The sequence below is a fragment of the Paenibacillus sp. J22R3 genome (assembly GCF_056269305.1).
Window position 1 is genome coordinate 30,336 of the sequence record NZ_JBWDNS010000008.1, and the last position, 16,412, is coordinate 46,747.

13 protein-coding genes are annotated in these 16,412 nt (G+C 44.9%); 1 reads left to right on the forward strand and 12 read right to left on the reverse strand.

The window, feature by feature from the left end:
• Positions 1 to 219 precede the first annotated feature (219 nt).
• The gene (locus AC0YN4_RS27250) at positions 220 to 1,260 is read left to right on the forward strand and encodes a hypothetical protein (protein WP_475837290.1); all 1,041 of its coding nucleotides are present in this window, start codon (positions 220 to 222) and stop codon (positions 1,258 to 1,260) included.
• Between the two features lie 225 nt (positions 1,261 to 1,485).
• Here the strand turns inward: AC0YN4_RS27250 and AC0YN4_RS27255 are convergent, their stop codons facing one another.
• The 12 genes from AC0YN4_RS27255 to AC0YN4_RS27310 all read right to left on the reverse strand — a co-directional run bounded on the left by AC0YN4_RS27255 (position 1,486) and on the right by AC0YN4_RS27310 (position 16,315).
• Complete coding sequence (locus AC0YN4_RS27255; RefSeq protein ID WP_475784030.1) at positions 1,486 to 2,637, reverse strand: hypothetical protein; 1,152 nt, start codon at positions 2,635 to 2,637, stop codon at positions 1,486 to 1,488.
• Positions 2,638 to 2,716: 79 nt separating this feature from the next.
• Positions 2,717 to 3,283, reverse strand: coding sequence for a hypothetical protein (locus tag AC0YN4_RS27260; protein ID WP_475837291.1), 567 nt, complete (start codon positions 3,281 to 3,283; stop codon positions 2,717 to 2,719).
• A gap of 5 nt (positions 3,284 to 3,288) precedes the next feature.
• Positions 3,289 to 3,774 carry an LNS2 domain-containing protein gene (locus tag AC0YN4_RS27265; RefSeq protein WP_475784028.1) on the reverse strand — a complete coding sequence of 162 codons (486 nt, stop codon included), beginning with the start codon at positions 3,772 to 3,774 and terminating at the stop codon, positions 3,289 to 3,291.
• Positions 3,755 to 4,882 carry a RecB family exonuclease gene (locus AC0YN4_RS27270; protein ID WP_475784027.1) on the reverse strand — a complete coding sequence of 376 codons (1,128 nt, stop codon included), beginning with the start codon at positions 4,880 to 4,882 and terminating at the stop codon, positions 3,755 to 3,757. Before AC0YN4_RS27270 ends, AC0YN4_RS27265 begins: the two co-directional genes overlap by 20 nt.
• Before the next feature lie 370 nt (positions 4,883 to 5,252).
• A complete protein-coding gene (gene ssb, locus AC0YN4_RS27275) occupies positions 5,253 to 5,684 on the reverse strand; it encodes a single-stranded DNA-binding protein (RefSeq protein ID WP_475784026.1) in 432 nt (143 codons plus the stop codon).
• Between the two features lie 86 nt (positions 5,685 to 5,770).
• On the reverse strand, positions 5,771 to 7,168 hold the full coding sequence (locus tag AC0YN4_RS27280; protein ID WP_475784025.1) for a toprim domain-containing protein: 1,398 nt from the start codon (positions 7,166 to 7,168) through the stop codon (positions 5,771 to 5,773).
• Between the two features lie 761 nt (positions 7,169 to 7,929).
• Positions 7,930 to 9,288, reverse strand: a complete 1,359-nt coding sequence (locus AC0YN4_RS27285; protein WP_475784024.1) for a hypothetical protein — start codon at positions 9,286 to 9,288, stop codon at positions 7,930 to 7,932.
• Positions 9,289 to 9,938: 650 nt separating this feature from the next.
• Positions 9,939 to 11,183 (reverse strand): hypothetical protein, encoded by a 1,245-nt coding sequence (locus AC0YN4_RS27290; protein WP_475784023.1) that lies wholly within the window; start codon positions 11,181 to 11,183, stop codon positions 9,939 to 9,941.
• A gap of 341 nt (positions 11,184 to 11,524) precedes the next feature.
• The gene (locus tag AC0YN4_RS27295) at positions 11,525 to 11,992 is read right to left on the reverse strand and encodes a hypothetical protein (protein WP_475784022.1); all 468 of its coding nucleotides are present in this window, start codon (positions 11,990 to 11,992) and stop codon (positions 11,525 to 11,527) included.
• Between the two features lie 97 nt (positions 11,993 to 12,089).
• Positions 12,090 to 12,797 carry a hypothetical protein gene (locus tag AC0YN4_RS27300; RefSeq protein ID WP_475784021.1) on the reverse strand — a complete coding sequence of 236 codons (708 nt, stop codon included), beginning with the start codon at positions 12,795 to 12,797 and terminating at the stop codon, positions 12,090 to 12,092.
• An 86-nt stretch (positions 12,798 to 12,883) separates the two neighbouring features.
• Entirely contained in the window at positions 12,884 to 14,782 is a 1,899-nt protein-coding gene (locus AC0YN4_RS27305; protein ID WP_475784020.1) for a vWA domain-containing protein, read from the reverse strand.
• A gap of 66 nt (positions 14,783 to 14,848) precedes the next feature.
• Positions 14,849 to 16,315, reverse strand: coding sequence for an AAA family ATPase (locus tag AC0YN4_RS27310; RefSeq protein ID WP_475784019.1), 1,467 nt, complete (start codon positions 16,313 to 16,315; stop codon positions 14,849 to 14,851).
• Between the last annotated feature and the right edge of the window lie 97 nt (positions 16,316 to 16,412).

Genomic DNA, 16,412 nt, shown 5'->3' on the forward strand with positions numbered 1-16,412 from the left:
TTACCACAGTATTAATTAATTCGCCATAGTTCGACATATTACGACTGAATTACTTATTTTTTCGACAAAATATGTCATAAGTGATAGGTAAGTAAGTTTGCTAGTTTCTCCATACTGGCTTAACATAAAAGTAAGTAAGCTACACAATTCTGTATCGAGGTGACCAACTTGAAGGAAGCGGGAAAACAAATTCTTTCTATATGCTCTAAACTCATTCTTTTGGCACTCATTGCATTCCCCGTTCTCGCGGGTATAGATTATTTCACCGACGGGCTGTTTTCTCCATACGAGCAGTACAAGAAATTGATCAGTGCAGCATGGACCTTATTTACGGCTCACTGGGTATGGGTAACGGTAGCCTTCACAACGCCGATTCTTTGCAAGGGAGCCTATTCTATATATGCACCATTAGCTGAAGAAATTCGGCAAAAGTTGTTTGAAAAGGAGATAATCCGGTGGTTTAATACGCCTTACATCTCTCCTTTACACCATTTTTATATGCTACGTCCCCCGCGGTGGATTCGGTGGGAAAACAACAATCCGTTCCGAAACACCTTTTACCCGTTTGTAGTCCAAGCATACCGGGATTTGATCTATAGACGATATGAATATAAGGTGTTCACCCCGGCGGGAAAACGGCCGACGATCTGGCAAGTTGTACCTCGCAAAGCCTGGCTCAGTTTAACCATCTTCACGATGATCCCCTTACTAATTCTGGCCAATAACATAAAACAGAATGGTACAAATCTTTTCGACGGTTATTATGCGCTGACCTTTCCGGTTCTTCTTGCTTTCTTGTCTAGAGCTGCTGTTTTGGCTCTCGCAATTAAGGATCACTCAAACTGGAAACAAATCGATAAGCTAGTGAAGGAAACATTTGGTGAGGTTGAACCAAAAACCCGATGGATGGAACTATACCCGAATCGAAAAGCAGGTAAAATTATCTTGGAGACATGGAAGGCAGAGTGTCGCCTCCGTCAGGACCGTGATTATCAATACAGAGCAACTCGAAAACTGGATACGAGCTCACCACTTCATTATCCGGTGACCGGACAGATGAATTATGCATACGATAACCCTTCCCTGCCTACTTGCCCATATCCTGAAGAGCACATTCCTGATTGGGCAGAAAATTACGACTCCATGTATCAGGGACTTCAAGAGGAACACCAGGAGAAACAGCGTGAGGAGATCAGAGAGGTTGCTAGAGCGTCAGGTGGCAAGGTAGTAGCATTAGAGATGAAACGCCGACGAAAATAAGGCAATAAGAAAAACACCCCTTCGGAAGTCCGTTGGGGTGTTTTTCTTATTGGAGTAGTGCAAAAAAATGAACTAGCTTTATAATTCCCAAAACAGTAACTATTAGACCCGTTACCTTTCGGTATGTTTTTCGAACTAGGAAAACCGTGATCATTAATGCAACAACCAATACTAGCGGATTGTTCAAAAATGAATTTACATCTATCATTCTTATACACCATCCTATCAGAATAATGAAAACTGAAGGTTTCTTCTGGAGTATTTGGGGAGGATCGGCAGCTGCATCTCATGTCCTGCATATTCCTCTTCAAAACGGTTAAGATAGCTCAAGTTATAGGCAAAACAATCTTCTCCACTCCAATCCGTATTTACCTTATCTGCCGGTACTTGACCGTTCTCCGTAATTAAAAATCGCTTCCGGTGACTCCAAATCGGGGCAGTAGAATCGGCGGAGAAAACGGGGTAGCGCAGAATCTCCGGAGACGAAAAGCCGAGGATATGGAAATTACAATTAGGGTGTCTCTCGAATACTCGGTCTAACACCTCTATTCGTTCATCAGCTGAAGCTTTTGCCAAACCTCCGATACAGATAAAGTCTACTTCAGACTCATACTGGTGCACGATACGATCGAGCTCATCCAAAGGACTATGAGCGTGCCAGACAGGGATCGGTATTACTCCCGCCCTCTCCATCACGAGTTGGTGCACCTTCGTCGCTACCGGGCTTTTGAGGTCATCCAGGTTAATCCAACCATATAATATGTCACGGTGACGCTTGATAAAGTGGATTAGATGCCTTACATTAATTGGCTCAACTCTTCTACCTCTCTCCTGGGCGCTGAATAGTGACCAAGCGCCTGAATCAAGAAGAATCTTCACTCCAAACTTTCTGCAATATGAACGAAAATTCTCGTTTAGGTCATCTCGCAAATGAAAATACGAACATAGAATTACTGATGTGCCCATTTCCTTTGCTAACCCGATTTTCCGAGGATCCCGGTCCATGCCGGCCGGTATGAAACGAAAACCGCGCATGCTTAACCGCAAACCTTTTGGAGTGAAACTTAACTTGGATACCTGAACAAAGATCAGTCGAAGCAGTCCCATGAGAAACGAATTAAAATGCGAGAATTGCTCCAGCTGCTTCCGCATCGTCGTCCTTCGAAAGAGAAGGAACGAAATGGCTTTCCTTACTTTTTCGCGAGGTATGCTATAAGAAGCTTTCTCCGCAGCAGTTTTGAAGCAGAAAGTCATCTGCGTCACCTTTTCAATAACGTTCGTTTTGCCGGTTCCCGTCATGCATACCATATCACCAGAGGAAAGCCGCTTGATGAAGCGGCGTTCCCATTCCCGGGCCTTGATGTCAAAATAATTCAATTGACTTCCACTGCCTTTCACTCAAAAATATGAATACTCTTCTGATTAATCTACAAAGTAAACTAGTTTACCTAGTAGACTATCTCGCTCCAACTGTAATCGCCACTAGCGGCGGCCATTCTAGTCCGTAATCTCGAAGAACGAGCGTATGACCAGATGGCAACGTTATGGCGACATGAGAGGCATGATCACTCGGTTCAAATCCATTCTGCATCAAGATATCCAGGATAGTGCCGGCATCCACTCGCTCGACATATACAGCTCTAAGGCTGCCACTTCCCTGTTCCGGATCACTTCGAGAAATCAGGAGTGCATTTCTCTTATTTTCGGGCGTCTCATAATAACACTTCTTATGCCACGCGGAGATCCCCGACATCGCGAAAGCCCCTAGCTCTCTGCTGGAGTCAGGCATCGCTTCCGAACGTTCGATTTTTTGTTGACTATTTGGATTCGCTGGACTCGGGTGGCGAAAAACCGGGTTTCCGACAATACGGCCGTACCCGTTATATTCCCCTTCCGCTTGACCAAACAATTGGCCATGACGGACATGCTGCAAGACACACCATTCGCCGTGTTTTCCATCAAACCGAATGTTTTTACCGCATCGGTTGCAAATATAGCTTAAATTCCCCATCTCTGTTCTCATCGTTCTTAAGCCATGTTCCGCAGCTGCGGAAACATATCCCATCTCTCAAAACGATTGGCATAACCCTCGTTATAAGGTTTTGCAGGAACGAGAACGTTAACTAAATCTATTAAGCGATCAATTTCGTGTGGAGCATCATCCGCCATAAATATAGGCTTGTACTGTTGAATGACTGAGCGTTTATCTGATGTGCAGATTATTATCCCATCTGGAAAGCCATTCAGACGAAGCCAATGTCTGGTGAGAGATTCAAACCACGCTGATCGAGCGGTAATGTATATGATCTTTGAACCAGCTTTGTAAAGGCTTTGGAGGGCGTCTGCAGCACCGTCAATTGCATCGGCACCTGCAAACACAACCGGGTTCATCTCAAAAAAATTAGATTCTAGCGGGAAGGGGTAAATTTTCTCCGAGAAATCTGTAACCCGCTTCTTAATTTCACTAGCCGTATCAGCCAGCGTGTTATCGATGTCAAACGCAAATAGTGGCATCACTCTTCTCCTCCTTAAATTCTGTAAAGACAAATGTTGAACGGGGATTGGTAAATGAAGCATTCGACTTGAGGTAGCCGGTTACATCAGATTCAACCCATTCTTTCACCTTCTGGGAGTTGGCTGTAATAACGTCATCCACATTAAGGCCGTGGTCTTCAGCAAACTGCCGCAGAATATCAAGCGGAATTTTTGGAGTCGGATCGCTCAATTTAAACTCCCATCGTCCCATCGGTAAATCTATTGGCGACTTGACGCTCTTCGCATAAGATTTGAGCCCATCTTTCATCTTTTTCAGTGCCTGCTCCTGAAACAGCAGATATTGGCCTATGAGTGCGGCTTCAGCATCATTTATTGGTATGCCATTTCCAGGCAAGCCATCAACAAAACCTGCAGCGCAAAGAGAAGAAAACGGACAAAATTCACATGTTTTTCGGTTGTTGGTCATCGGATAATTGTTCATATCCGTCCCGGCAGCCTCTATTTTTTGTACCAGACTCACTACCCATTCTCGCGTTTGTTCTAGCATTTCATCGGTGAAGAAGATCTCCGAGTCCGCATTTGCTACCCGTGGGAAGATCAGCATCCCTTTGAATGAGGTCGGAACAAATCCACCGCGCATCTCCTTGAAAAGAAGCCCGTAGAGAGGTAATTGTTTCGTTGAAGAAGCCTCAAACGGAGCCCAACTCGTTTTCAGATCCGCGATAATGACTTCATCGTTAGCAGGATCTTCGATAATCAAATCGAGGTAGGCCTGAACAATGATTCCGGGTGCAATTTCGATCTTCAGGTGAGTCTCTGAAGTAATGTCGGAGAACTCCCCCTGAATCGCTGAAATGCGTCGGAATGCGTACTCAATCATTCGGATCAAATCCGATGCTCGCTCTCCTTCCGGCAGACCACCGTGTTCGTGGATGCTGAACATGACGGAATCCTCAGGACTATGTCCCTCGTTTATGAGATTGCTAAAAGCGAAGTGAAATATCTTCCCTATAAGAGCAGGGAGCCCCGACGGGTCTGGACGGCCTTCGATATATTTGTGGTAGCCCATTCTCATGCAGCTCTCGTATGTCGTAAGACGCGAATGGCTGTAGACTTTTGTGCTCATACACACTCTCCTCTCAAATAAAAAAAGGAGCCTTCCCCATCTGGAAAAGGGAAAGACTCCTACACAATCCAATTATGGTTTTTGCGCCACCATTCGAACTGGGGCAATTTCGGAATGCGAATCGCATCGTAAATCGTGACGATTCCTACATTGTTCTTTCAATTCTAAGTAGATCGTACTTAGTGCTTCGTCGTGCTGGTGAATGGAATCAACATCAGGACGGGCCCTAAGCTTCTCTATCTTGGAATTGAGTTTGGCTATTTCAGCCTGCAATGTGGTAACGTGACAATCTGCACAATAAACAAGGGCTGTCTTTCCATGGTTACAATGCATCGTTTTTATTCCTCCCTCTGATTACACTTCGCCACTATCAAAATGGCAAATCATCTTCAGTGATATCGATCGGACGCCCATCATCAGAGAATGGATCGCGATTACTGTTCCGAGACGCACCTTCAGAACGGCCTCCATAGCTGCTACTACTGCCATGGTTTGCCGCACCTTCATCACTTGAACCACTTTCGCGGTTACTCGATTCCAAAAAACGAACGTTGTCGGCAATGATTTCCGTCACATAGACGCGCTTGCCTTCGTTGTTCTCGTAATTCCGTACCTGAATACGACCTTCAACCGCCGTTAAGCGGCCTTTACGCAAGTAGTTCGCGCAAGTTTCAGCCAACTGCCGCCAAGTGACGATCGGGATAAAATCCGCTTCTCGTTCACTTTGACCGCCGCTCGTAAACTGGCGATCTACCGCAAGCGTAAATTGCGTGACGGCGATTCCGGTCGAAGTATATCTCATTTCAGGCTGCTTAGTTAATCTCCCTATTAAAATAACTCGGTTCATACTTTAATAGACAACTCCTTCTAGTAAATGAATTAGAATATTTAGATAGCCACAGGGGTACGTACTTGTGTGCGGGGATTTACCTCAATCGGCAGTTTGCCTTTAGAGAGGATATCATCCAAACCTTTTCCGTCCGCGATGTTCCAGATCCAGAAGACCAGTTCGATTCCATCGTTTTCGAGGATTTCCTTTGCGAACTTAATGAGGTTTTTGAATACCTCTTCGTTTTTTTTCTTCTGCCCGTCCTTCTCTTTCGCTACAAATGCATCAGCATCATAAGCGACGATCACTTTTTTAACTCCCCACTTTTTCAAAGCGGGTAGAACATCACGATAATTGCCGACACCAGGCACGCCGACAACTGGTTTCTTCAGGATGTTCGCCGAGATGAATGACTTGTGTTCTCCCTCGGTTATAACGACTGAATCAAATCCGATGATATCGGTGATTTCGTCTCCTGGTTCCCAATGAGCCAGCTGCTGGTATGGCGGAACGACATTGATGTGATGACTCGAAGACGCTCCACCCCAACACATCTTATGCGGTTCAGCATTAATGTCGAGGGTACGGTCCAGTACCTTCAATTCTGTAATTTGGCCATCAGGATTGCGAACAGGAAGAATGTTCGGACCGGAAGAAAACCATGTATATTTCTTCTTGTCTTGACCTGTTGCCATCCGAAGACGGACAATGTAGCCGGAATCATCACGCACTGGTATGAAATACTTCCCGTAGGCGTTGATGGTCCAGTACCAGTCCTTTTCGTTGAGCCGATTACCGTCTTTGCGGATCCGCTTTGTAAACCCTGGAATTCGCTCGAGCGAAAATCCTTCTTTTAGCAGCGTGTCCACAATGAGTTTGGTTTCCTGCCAAGTGACTGGAATGGAGCGAAGACCAAAGGCAGTTATCTGATCCTTCGTGTACTTACGCTTCGTAGCCCATTCCTGTACGTGCTCTCGGTAAATCGGGCATAATTCAAGAAAGCGCCGATATACACGGTCACATAGTTGGGCTGGCTGTGCCGGAACGTCCTCAAAAACAGTGCTAGGTTCTGCAGGAGTCTGCATTGCAGGCTGCCTTTTCTTTCGCGAAGTTTCTTGATTCGTAACGTCATAATCTATGGGAATACCCATGAGTTCGCAAACATCGATTACGGCATCTACAAAATGAGTTCTTGGATCCCAACAGCCCCATGTAGCCCACGCGTAATACTGAAGTGCTTTTCCCTTCGCTCCACATCCGCCGCCACCATAACACATGAAAATACCTGTCGATTTTTTGATGTACGTATCGGGGGTTCTTTCAACGTGACTTGGATTTGGACAGCGAACTTGAATAGAGCCACTTTGCGCCTTCGTCCAATGTCCCATCTGCATGGCGAGGTCATACGTATGTACGCGCTCTACTGCATCAATGGTGCTTTGAGATATTTTTGGCATTTGCCAACCTCCTTCTTCGTCGTAAAATTAGGTCAAAAAAACAAAATGACCTCGTTAGCCATCGACGTTTTTGCACACAAAAATAAGGTGTGTGCTAGTCAATACCTAACGAGGTCATTCTGGGTCTTAATAATACCCACACATAACATCCTGAGCCGCTTGGCGGATGCAATTAAAACATAAAATGAAGTATGCTCTCATTTTATCATGTTTAGCCATTTTCTTTCAAGTTAAGATAATAAGGCTAAGCCTGATTAGATGTATATATGATTTAAGATTAGTACCTACTAAAACAAAACCTATTAGGACCGGTTATCAACTCTTTTATCTCATATGGGACAAGGGATTCGAAGGATGCTGTGAATATTAATTTAGACATCCGGCAGTATTATGATATTAATTTAGACTCTTTGAGATAGTGGTTAAGAAAATAGAAAAATACCGCAAATTTAGATTTTCAACGAGCTTAGTCTACTTCCATTGTCCACAAATCCAGAGTAATTAGTCACAATACACAGGAACTGTCTAAAAAAATAACCAATATCACCAAAATGACTAGTGCACGGGGGAATGAATTTCTTAAATAATAACTTTTAATAAAAAGTCAAAGGGCAGTCGTCGTCAGATTTACTGAAACTTGGCTGCCCTTTGGTTGAAATAATGGTTTAACCCTATGTTTTATCTAATAGATAAACGATCTGGATTTTGTAGATTGCCATATACTATACGACAAATAGCCCCCCATTTTACAGGGGAGCGGATTAAGACGCGATGTGCGATTTATTATTCATTTTGGATTTCAACTCTATTAGGAAATCTTCCAGATAGAATTCATCATCTGCCGGTGTTCCAGGTCGAATTTTCCTGAGTGAATAATGTGGATCATCAATTTCCAGCTGGCGGCCGAATCGTTTGCGAAGAAGCGGGATAGCAGTGGCACAAACAGATTTGAATTCACTAACCGTGAACGCCTCTTTTACAGTTCTAAAGAACTGCAGCGGACGAGCATCAGCATAATCTTCCTCGATACCCAGGTAACGATCAGCGCCTGTCTCCTTCAAGATTTCCGAGAAAGCAATGAATGTGCGATCTTTCAATTCTGTCTCAAGCGCACTAACCAGGTTGTAAGGCCCGCCGAAGTTGTTCTGCAGCATTTCTTTAATCCGGATCACAGCAAATCGAAGCGTTTTGATGCTGGCATTACTGAGAAGCCGGACCAAGTCTAAAAAGAGTACCCCTTGATCCAATTGTTCGACTTCACCTATTTTGTACTGGGCAAAGAGAATCCGAAGGCGCGCGACAGTCTTGCTGTACGGAATCTTAGCTTTGGGTACCAGACGGTAATGTGCTCCCTCTTCATGCTTAATGATGAATGCAGGATTAAGGGTACAACGAAGTGACCACCGGCCTAAATCATCTTTCTCCACTGCACTTTGGATGATTAGCGGTTGTCTATTAACTGGTTCTAGTTTTGCCAATGAATTCATGAGCTCACGAATTTGAATTGGACGTGATTTGTGAGTGAGTGTATAGATCCATGAATTCTTATCCAGGTTGATTTTGAACTCTGACCCAACCCGGTCACCGTTACGCGAAACAATATACATATATAGCTTTTGCGATGCGATCGGTAGATCAGTGAAAGCTTTTGAAAATACAACTGGGGAGAAAAGCACAAAACGCCCTGTATCGCGCTTGAAGGGTTCCAGCTTCCATGTGTCAACGACGCCATCTTGAGAAAGCGTAAGGATTCCAAGCTCCTTGAACTTATGGATTTCGGCATAGAACTGTTCTTTCGAACACGGATCCTCGTACTCTTCAACCATCAAACTATACAGTTTGTGTGTGGGGCACCCCGTCAGCGTTCCTTGAGAGTTAAAACGCCGAGAGATCACGATCATCAGTCGAATAGTTGTCTCCGTTACATGGAATTTACGAAGCGGGTGGCTGTTACGGCGGAACATAACTACCTCATCGCTTGCATACATTTTCTCAAGATTGAATATATCAGAAAGAAAGGTATAGTCCACTGAGACAGGGTAAGTTGCACCTTGGACTTTATTGTTCAATTGCATGAAACGCTGCGAGTAGGTTTCGAGTTTGCGTTTGGCTTCTCCCATCGTCTGGTGGACCTCCTTTCTTCACGATTTATATATGGTGGATCTCTTTACGGGCTTGTGAATTCGTTATATAATGAAGCTCAAACTGAATGAAGGCAAAATTAAAGTAGACCTTCATAATCGCAATTTTTGCGAGAAGGCAATTTTATCTTCTGGTTCGCTGCTACTTTCTGTTGGCGCAGATTGTAGCGGGTTAGAAAACTAACATCTTGGGGAAACAAAATCGATGACCGGTTGGCGCCGGGCATTATATCGCAAAATCCGACCTCCGTTGAAGCGGAGGTTTTTGCATTTATTTTCCTTGCTTTTTCGACATTAACATCTATTTCTAAATGGCGCAAACTGGAACTAATGTAGAAAATATCGGGGTTTATTGTAGAGAATATCGGGGTTTAATGTAGAATTCGGGGTTTAATGTATAGGATCTCGGGGTTTAATGTAGATCTCGGGGTTTAATGTAGATTTCGGGGTTTAATGTAGAGAATTTCGGGGTTTATTGTATAAGATTTCGGGGTTTAATGTATAAAATCTCGGGGTTTATTGTAGAAAAGCCGATAAAGATCAAAAAAAATATTTATATCCGTTAAATAAAAATGAAAAACCCCCCTATCAAATGAGAATGAGTTGGGGGGCTTTTTGGTTGGGCTGAGTTATTCAGATCCAGCAGCTACTTCATTAAGAAATCGAAACGATTGCTGAACCGGTCCTGTTCTACCCAATTCACCTATCGGATCCATATCACGATTTTTTGCTGCATACTGCAGTTGAGCTGTATTAGGTCTGACATAGTACATCCAATTACCTGTACCGATCTTAACATCATCAAAATTGCTGATAATGCCAGAAGCACATAACTCTTGGAATGCTTTTTTGATCGACTGGTTCGCACGATGGTCATTGCTGCGGTCCACATCTATGTGGGCTCTTAAAGTCTTGAATTCGAATTCGTAAACTTCCTTCTCTTCTTTACTATACTCATTCAGGATGACTTTATATAAGCTCCGGGCTGTATCCATCGTGAGGTCGTTCATTAGGTACATGTTGATGCTAATAAAATCGCCCTGCTTTAAGGCAGCATGTATGTAATCCTGGAATAGCACCTTGAAACTGGTAAACTTCTTACCGTTTGCCGAAAGCGCTTGGAAAATTCGATGGTATTCGAATGAACTGCTATCGTCAAAATCTTCTGTATTCGAATCCTCGAAAACGATCGAGGTATTATAGATATCAGTCAGACTATTACGAATACTTTCATAGTCTTTTCCGCCAGGCGAAGGTACCTTCATTTCCTCGATTATTTCGCCTACCCCAACATGCATCTCTTTTGGGAATCCACGATCAAGGCAAATCTTGCACAGTGAAGCGAAGACTTTATGATCATAGTCAGTAAGGAACATGCCGTTAGCATTTCTAAAAGTGAGTTGACGGAAGCCCCCTTCTCGCTTCTCTATGATAACCCCATTGTTTTTCTGCAACTTTTCAAGGGTAGTGCGGCGAGGATTATCTACGCTGAAGACAGGATAATCAAGATGTTTATGTAGAACAGGGTGTTCACCCTTTTTAGCGCGGGCTTCTTTCCGAACAACGACAGCTGTATCAATAATCATCATTTTGAGTTCAAGAATAGCTAAATCATAAATCTCGCCGTCATCTAAGTCCGATCCGGACTCCATTGCTTTTATTTGCTTTTCTTTGAGCGTGTTGATACTACGTCCAATGGCAATATAAGCTTTATCCAAATCACCAGAGGTATAATTTACGACTCTACTATATCTATCATTTAGCATGTGTTTAATCATATCTTCGGCCGAGTTTGAAAGAGTTTTATTGGAACTGATAACCTTGTAATTCTCCATTGCTATCTCATCCAATAAGCTCATAAGTTTTTTGCTCATTTGATTCTTGCCTCCTTCCACCAAAGGCTCCTCCTTTCATTCTATCTGTTTGATTCAAACAAGACAATCGCAAAAAGATCCAACAAAAAAACCGCCGGACATGGCTATGCCATGACCCGACGGTGCTTCCGTGAGTTGATATGTAATGAAATTACCATAATCGTACATCTTTCGACACTAGATTGCAACAAGGACTCATACATGTCGAAACCTAGTATCTTCTCATAGAAGGCACGCTGTGACTCACTATATGGAATACTCCAAAGATAATGTCGTGTAGCTTATATTGTGATGGAGGCAGTAAAAAAGTGGGGGACGGAAAATCCATCCCCCACTTTTCGCTAAACATTCTCCAGATTTTGATCCAACTTATTGCGCAGCTCCCTCAGCTCCTGGTGATACATGGAAGCAAGGAGATGAACAGCTTCTTCAGTAGTTTTACAGAACCGGATTGACTCAGCAATTGCCGAGTTGTATCCCGCGCTGTATCTGCAGACAAACAATGTGTTGTCATCGATCTTTTTATAGCGTACGACCTTCATCACCCCGCTGGTGGTTACAAGATAGCTCTTCGTTCCGAAGCAGTACGTCAACTGCAGAACCCGATTCCGAATCATTTCTTGCCAAGCGGTTGGAATTTTCTCGACTATGATCCGCGGCTGAAATTGTACAACTGCAAGAGCAAGCGTCATGCCGGCAAACATGTATTGTCCTGTCAAAATGAATGCTGAGCACATCAGGATATTAACCCAGAATGCTATTTCTATTCTCTTCTCAAAATAGCGGCCAAACTTCGCAATGTTCTTCATTCAGAAGCAACTCCTCTTCATGATTATTGGATTAGTAAACGAAGGTCTATATTGACTCTGACGGTATTGAGCAATGAGCTTATACCGTACGTAACGATTATTCATCAGCCCCGTACTCCATCTCATGCAACTTTACAGCTTGGACAACAGCCTCGATGATTTGATCGTCACCTATATCCTCGGTATCGACATCGAAGACGACATCCTGCAAGATATCTTTGACGAAGATCAGCGTTGTATTGAAGATCTCATCAATGCTGTTCCAATTCATTTCGGTGCCTTCGTCATTGATGGTGAGTTGCTGCGTGGCCATGACCTGGGCAGTGAGTTCATAACGGCTCCAATCGATCGAGCTGCTCGCTCGAGCTTCGAAAGAAACAGGTTCGTTATCATCTACAGCCGGCTCAAAGATGGAGTAACCAATCAAATTAGAGCCGTGGCTGCTGATTAGCCCGCCTTCATGTGTCAGGCTCCACTTACCTTCTCCCGGTTCCCCGTTCAATTTTGCTGCTAAGATGATTGAACCGTCTTCCTCCGGATTGTAATCGCTCTTGCTCCAAACGGTCCTTACATCGCGGATCGCCAGCTCCTCCGTAGGATGGAGACTGATATTCGTATCCGCACCGAAAGAGAACAGGTGGGCAAAGACTTGCGAGTCACCGGATAAGAGAGTTATAGCTCGGGTAATTTCATCCTGGCGGTTTTTTTCTTCATGGGATAAGGAGTTTGATCGCTCTTCCAGCCGATAGTATTCCGCTTTAAGCGTTTCGATTGCACCGGTAAACTGAGTTTTAATAGGGTTCATATATTCTTCGTCTCCTTGTTATTGGATTGGATAACTCTTTAAAGCATAGGAAAGGGAAGCACATGGTGTGCTTCCCTAGTCTAAGACTATCTTCTTTTGCGAATAATTCGCTTTACGTGGCGGGAAAGATCCCGGGCAAGATTCTTGCCGACGTTAATTGCGCCGCCCGGATACATGTGCTGAACCAACTCAAGGATGTCCTGCTGTTCCGGTCCGCAATAAAGGCAAAGAACATCGATGCCCTGCTTCTCCGCCTGTTGCACCATGAGCCTCATGGTATTCTCGTCCTCATGCCGTTCAAAACACGGCATTCCGTCAGAAATCATGATCACCAGCCGAATGCCCTCATTGTACTTGGACATTTCGTTAATCATGTGTTGGAGCGCTAACGTATCCCGATTTCCGTTTTCAGCCTCTATGCCGCCAAGGAATCCTTTCTCTATACTACCGAAACGACCACTTGGTTTTAACGGGAAGATCACGGTATCGTTGTAGTCTGTAAACGCATAAGCCGCATTAGGGATGCCGGCCTTCTCACATGCTGCCGTCATCATAATGAGGGCTTTACGAATTTCGTCAATTACCTTAGAGGTAGTCCCTCTGAAGCTACTGTTAGTTGAGCCCGAGATATCGGCCATCATAGCGATCCGAACCTCTGTACCAGGCGTGCCATTGAGCTTACGTGCAAAGAAGTTTGTTTCGCCAAGGGCCTGGCTGCGCCACATTCTGTTTACCATCACTTTCCCGCTCCGTTGGTTTAACAGCAGCTCGTCGGGTGTTGGTTCACACAATTCCTTCAGAACCTTCGAGGTAAGATCAATATCCCGCTTCATCGTCCGCTCAACGGACTGGTAAAGATGAAGATTCTGGTATTTGTAAGGCATAGACTTAACGGTTGCTGCGAATGACGGTCTTTTCATGCCAGGGTCAATCTCGATCGTAATCTCGATCTCCCCATAGGGACCAATCTCTTCTTCCGCATCGTTTTCGTCTGACTCCGCTTCTTTCGCAGCAGCGCTTAGAGCGCCTGAACAATCGGGAGCCTCAGAAGAGTCTTCGGACTCCTCCTCCCCTTCCGAATCAGTGCCAGATCCGCCGTCAACGTCTTCTGAGTCTTGACCGCCGTCAGGTTCAGATTCATCAGGTTTTTCAGTCGTTTTGATACGAACCTTGACGCGAATGACGTTCTGTTCCACTTCATCCCGATCCCCCCAAGAAACATTGGGGTCGTCATCATCGCTTGGAAAACCGAACATCGGCTCAGCTGGAGATTGCCCATCCGCCTCCATCCACTCCATCAGTGTTGGCCATGTCGCCCGAACGATGTCTGTGGCGCATTCCATACACTCTTTTGTTGTGGATTCGAAGCGGGCTTTTTCGATTAAAGATTGTACCGAGTCGATTAATGCGACTGAATCAGGGTCGAGACCTTCGGGATCAAGCATGCCAAGGGAGCGAGTCATATACAGCAGCCGAAAATCTTGGACGCGGTTTTGTGGGATCATCGGTGCACACTTCCAGTTGTAATTCTTGAACTGAAGGTATTCGTCTACTTCAGGGTGATCGATGATCGTAAAGTTCTCCATGCGACCATCTAAAATGACATTACCGAAAAATTTCGTCCAGTCGCTAGGATACTTGAGATTTGATTCCCAATCCGAACGATTAGGGCTCGAGTATTCTTTTAACCAGTTGATATAATCCTCAATGACATCGTACTCAATATGTCCCCGCTCATGGACGGAAGTTCCCTTCCGGATCACCCGTTTTTCGTCCTCGGTAAACTCTGGTCCCCCACCCGGTCGAACGATATCGTACTTGGAAAAAACGTCCTTGCCATCGGTGTACGATGTAGGCGCATCCGTCCATTGGAAACCGAATTTTCGGCCGCCGAACAGGATATGAAGCCAACGTTTGACGCGAACTCTTTCTCGTTCCTTAATCACTTGTACTTTGTTTATCAAAGCGGTTGCCGTTCTTGACATACCGAATCACTCTCCTTAAATAAATGGGAAAGAGGGACGCTCTCACTAGGAGGTCCCTCAATCATCTCAGGCTACGCCAGTTTCGTAGTCTTCCTCTTCCTTTGTCTTCGGAAGTGCTTTCCAAACCGACATGCGAAGTTGGCTACGAATGGCGAAACGTTCATCTCGATCTTCGCACTTGTTGATTACAAAGTCCTCGATCGCTTCAATCTTGGTCATATCATTGATGCCAAACTCCTTTAGGTACCTGGCAGCATCAATGTAACCACGAACAGTCCGGGATTCATCACCTGCGCCTTCAGTTGCGTAGAGGAGATCAATTTGACTCTTGATGTCCTCAAGCCACTGAAGAACATGACGATCGGTGAGCCCGGATTTTTTCTCTATCAGGAACTTAAAGTCCGCTGTATACGACAGATGGAGAACCGCAAGACGGTCCTTCAGAGCCGCATTAAGCGCCTTAACTCCCGCGTAATGCTCTCCGACGTTGATCGATGCAATAAACAGGTGCTCCGGGTGGCCAGGCACAGTGCCAAGCGGTGTGGAGAGCTGTTTATTGTCGTCATAGACGGAATGAAAGATTGAGGTGGCATCTGGCATCAGCATGTTCAGCTCGGCGAAATGAACCAAACCGCCGTTCATGACGCATGTTGCGTATGCAGTATACTTAAATGCCACTTCAAGTCCTTTGCCAGTCGGCATGTTCTCGCCAACAATTGTCTCGGAGGTATATCCCTTGTGTCCTGTTTGCAGATACAGAGGATACCCCAAAATCCAAGCAATTGTGTTGATGAGCGTATCCTTCCCCGCACCTTTGTCCCCTACAAGTAATAAGGACTTGCCCATGATGATGTGGCGTAGTGCACGCTCCAGCATCTGACCTTGGTATGGTGTCGGCGGAGCTAGAGGCTCAATAGACATAGGCGTAGTGGCAGCTAGATCGCAAACAGCTTTACGCTTTTCTTGAATCTTTACGAGTAGGCGACGATCAACGCTCTGACTATGCAAGTATGTTTCGATTTCCGTCCATCCCACTTTCCAATCTCGCTTTACTTTTGGGTTTGCTACAGAAGCGGGAGTTGGTACAGATGGTGCAGAAGCGGGAGTTGCAGCTGTTACGGTCGGAGCCTCTTCCACTTCTTCAGCGAATGAAGGGATTCCGAAGACATCAGAAACATCTTCGAATTCGGAATCAGGAATAGCTGAAATGAATGTGTTCAGTTCAGCCGGATCTTTTGGGAGAGCGAAGCGATCGATTTGGCTCTTGGCCATATCAGCAACTGCAACAGCACATCCAAGGTGTGGGCACGGGCGTCCACCGGCGAAGGATTCGCAGAAATGTACGTAATCCGACTTACCATTTTTACTGACCCACAAGCTCTTACTGCCGTCTAGGAAATCGATTTTCACGTAGGAAGCGACCTCGCCAGCCTCTAAAATTTCAGCTCGTTTGACCCGAGATACGTAGTCGATCTTTTTTTCCATATATTGCTTTGTTACGATCTCCGGCAACTTGTTTTTCGAAAATTTCATGGTTATGTCTCCTTCCGAATTTGGGGAAATAATCAAAAAGCCAAAGAACCCAGCGGTGCTGAGCTCCTTGGCATTTCTACACGGGGCGTAATTGCCC

What these genes read in the sequence shown, in the direction of transcription:
- ssb (WP_475784026.1), bottom strand. Translation starts at nt 5,684, where the DNA reads ATGAGATATACTTCGACCGGAATCGCCGTCACGCAATTTACGCTTGCG.
- AC0YN4_RS27280 (WP_475784025.1), bottom strand. Translation starts at nt 7,168, where the DNA reads ATGCCAAAAATATCTCAAAGCACCATTGATGCAGTAGAGCGCGTACAT.
- AC0YN4_RS27305 (WP_475784020.1), bottom strand. Translation starts at nt 14,782, where the DNA reads ATGTCAAGAACGGCAACCGCTTTGATAAACAAAGTACAAGTGATTAAG.
- AC0YN4_RS27290 (WP_475784023.1), bottom strand. Translation starts at nt 11,183, where the DNA reads ATGAGCAAAAAACTTATGAGCTTATTGGATGAGATAGCAATGGAGAAT.
- AC0YN4_RS27285 (WP_475784024.1), bottom strand. Translation starts at nt 9,288, where the DNA reads ATGGGAGAAGCCAAACGCAAACTCGAAACCTACTCGCAGCGTTTCATG.
- AC0YN4_RS27260 (WP_475837291.1), bottom strand. Translation starts at nt 3,283, where the DNA reads ATGAGAACAGAGATGGGGAATTTAAGCTATATTTGCAACCGATGCGGT.
- AC0YN4_RS27310 (WP_475784019.1), bottom strand. Translation starts at nt 16,315, where the DNA reads ATGAAATTTTCGAAAAACAAGTTGCCGGAGATCGTAACAAAGCAATAT.
- AC0YN4_RS27265 (WP_475784028.1), bottom strand. Translation starts at nt 3,774, where the DNA reads ATGCCACTATTTGCGTTTGACATCGATAACACGCTGGCTGATACGGCT.
- AC0YN4_RS27295 (WP_475784022.1), bottom strand. Translation starts at nt 11,992, where the DNA reads ATGAAGAACATTGCGAAGTTTGGCCGCTATTTTGAGAAGAGAATAGAA.
- AC0YN4_RS27300 (WP_475784021.1), bottom strand. Translation starts at nt 12,797, where the DNA reads ATGAACCCTATTAAAACTCAGTTTACCGGTGCAATCGAAACGCTTAAA.
- AC0YN4_RS27270 (WP_475784027.1), bottom strand. Translation starts at nt 4,882, where the DNA reads ATGAGCACAAAAGTCTACAGCCATTCGCGTCTTACGACATACGAGAGC.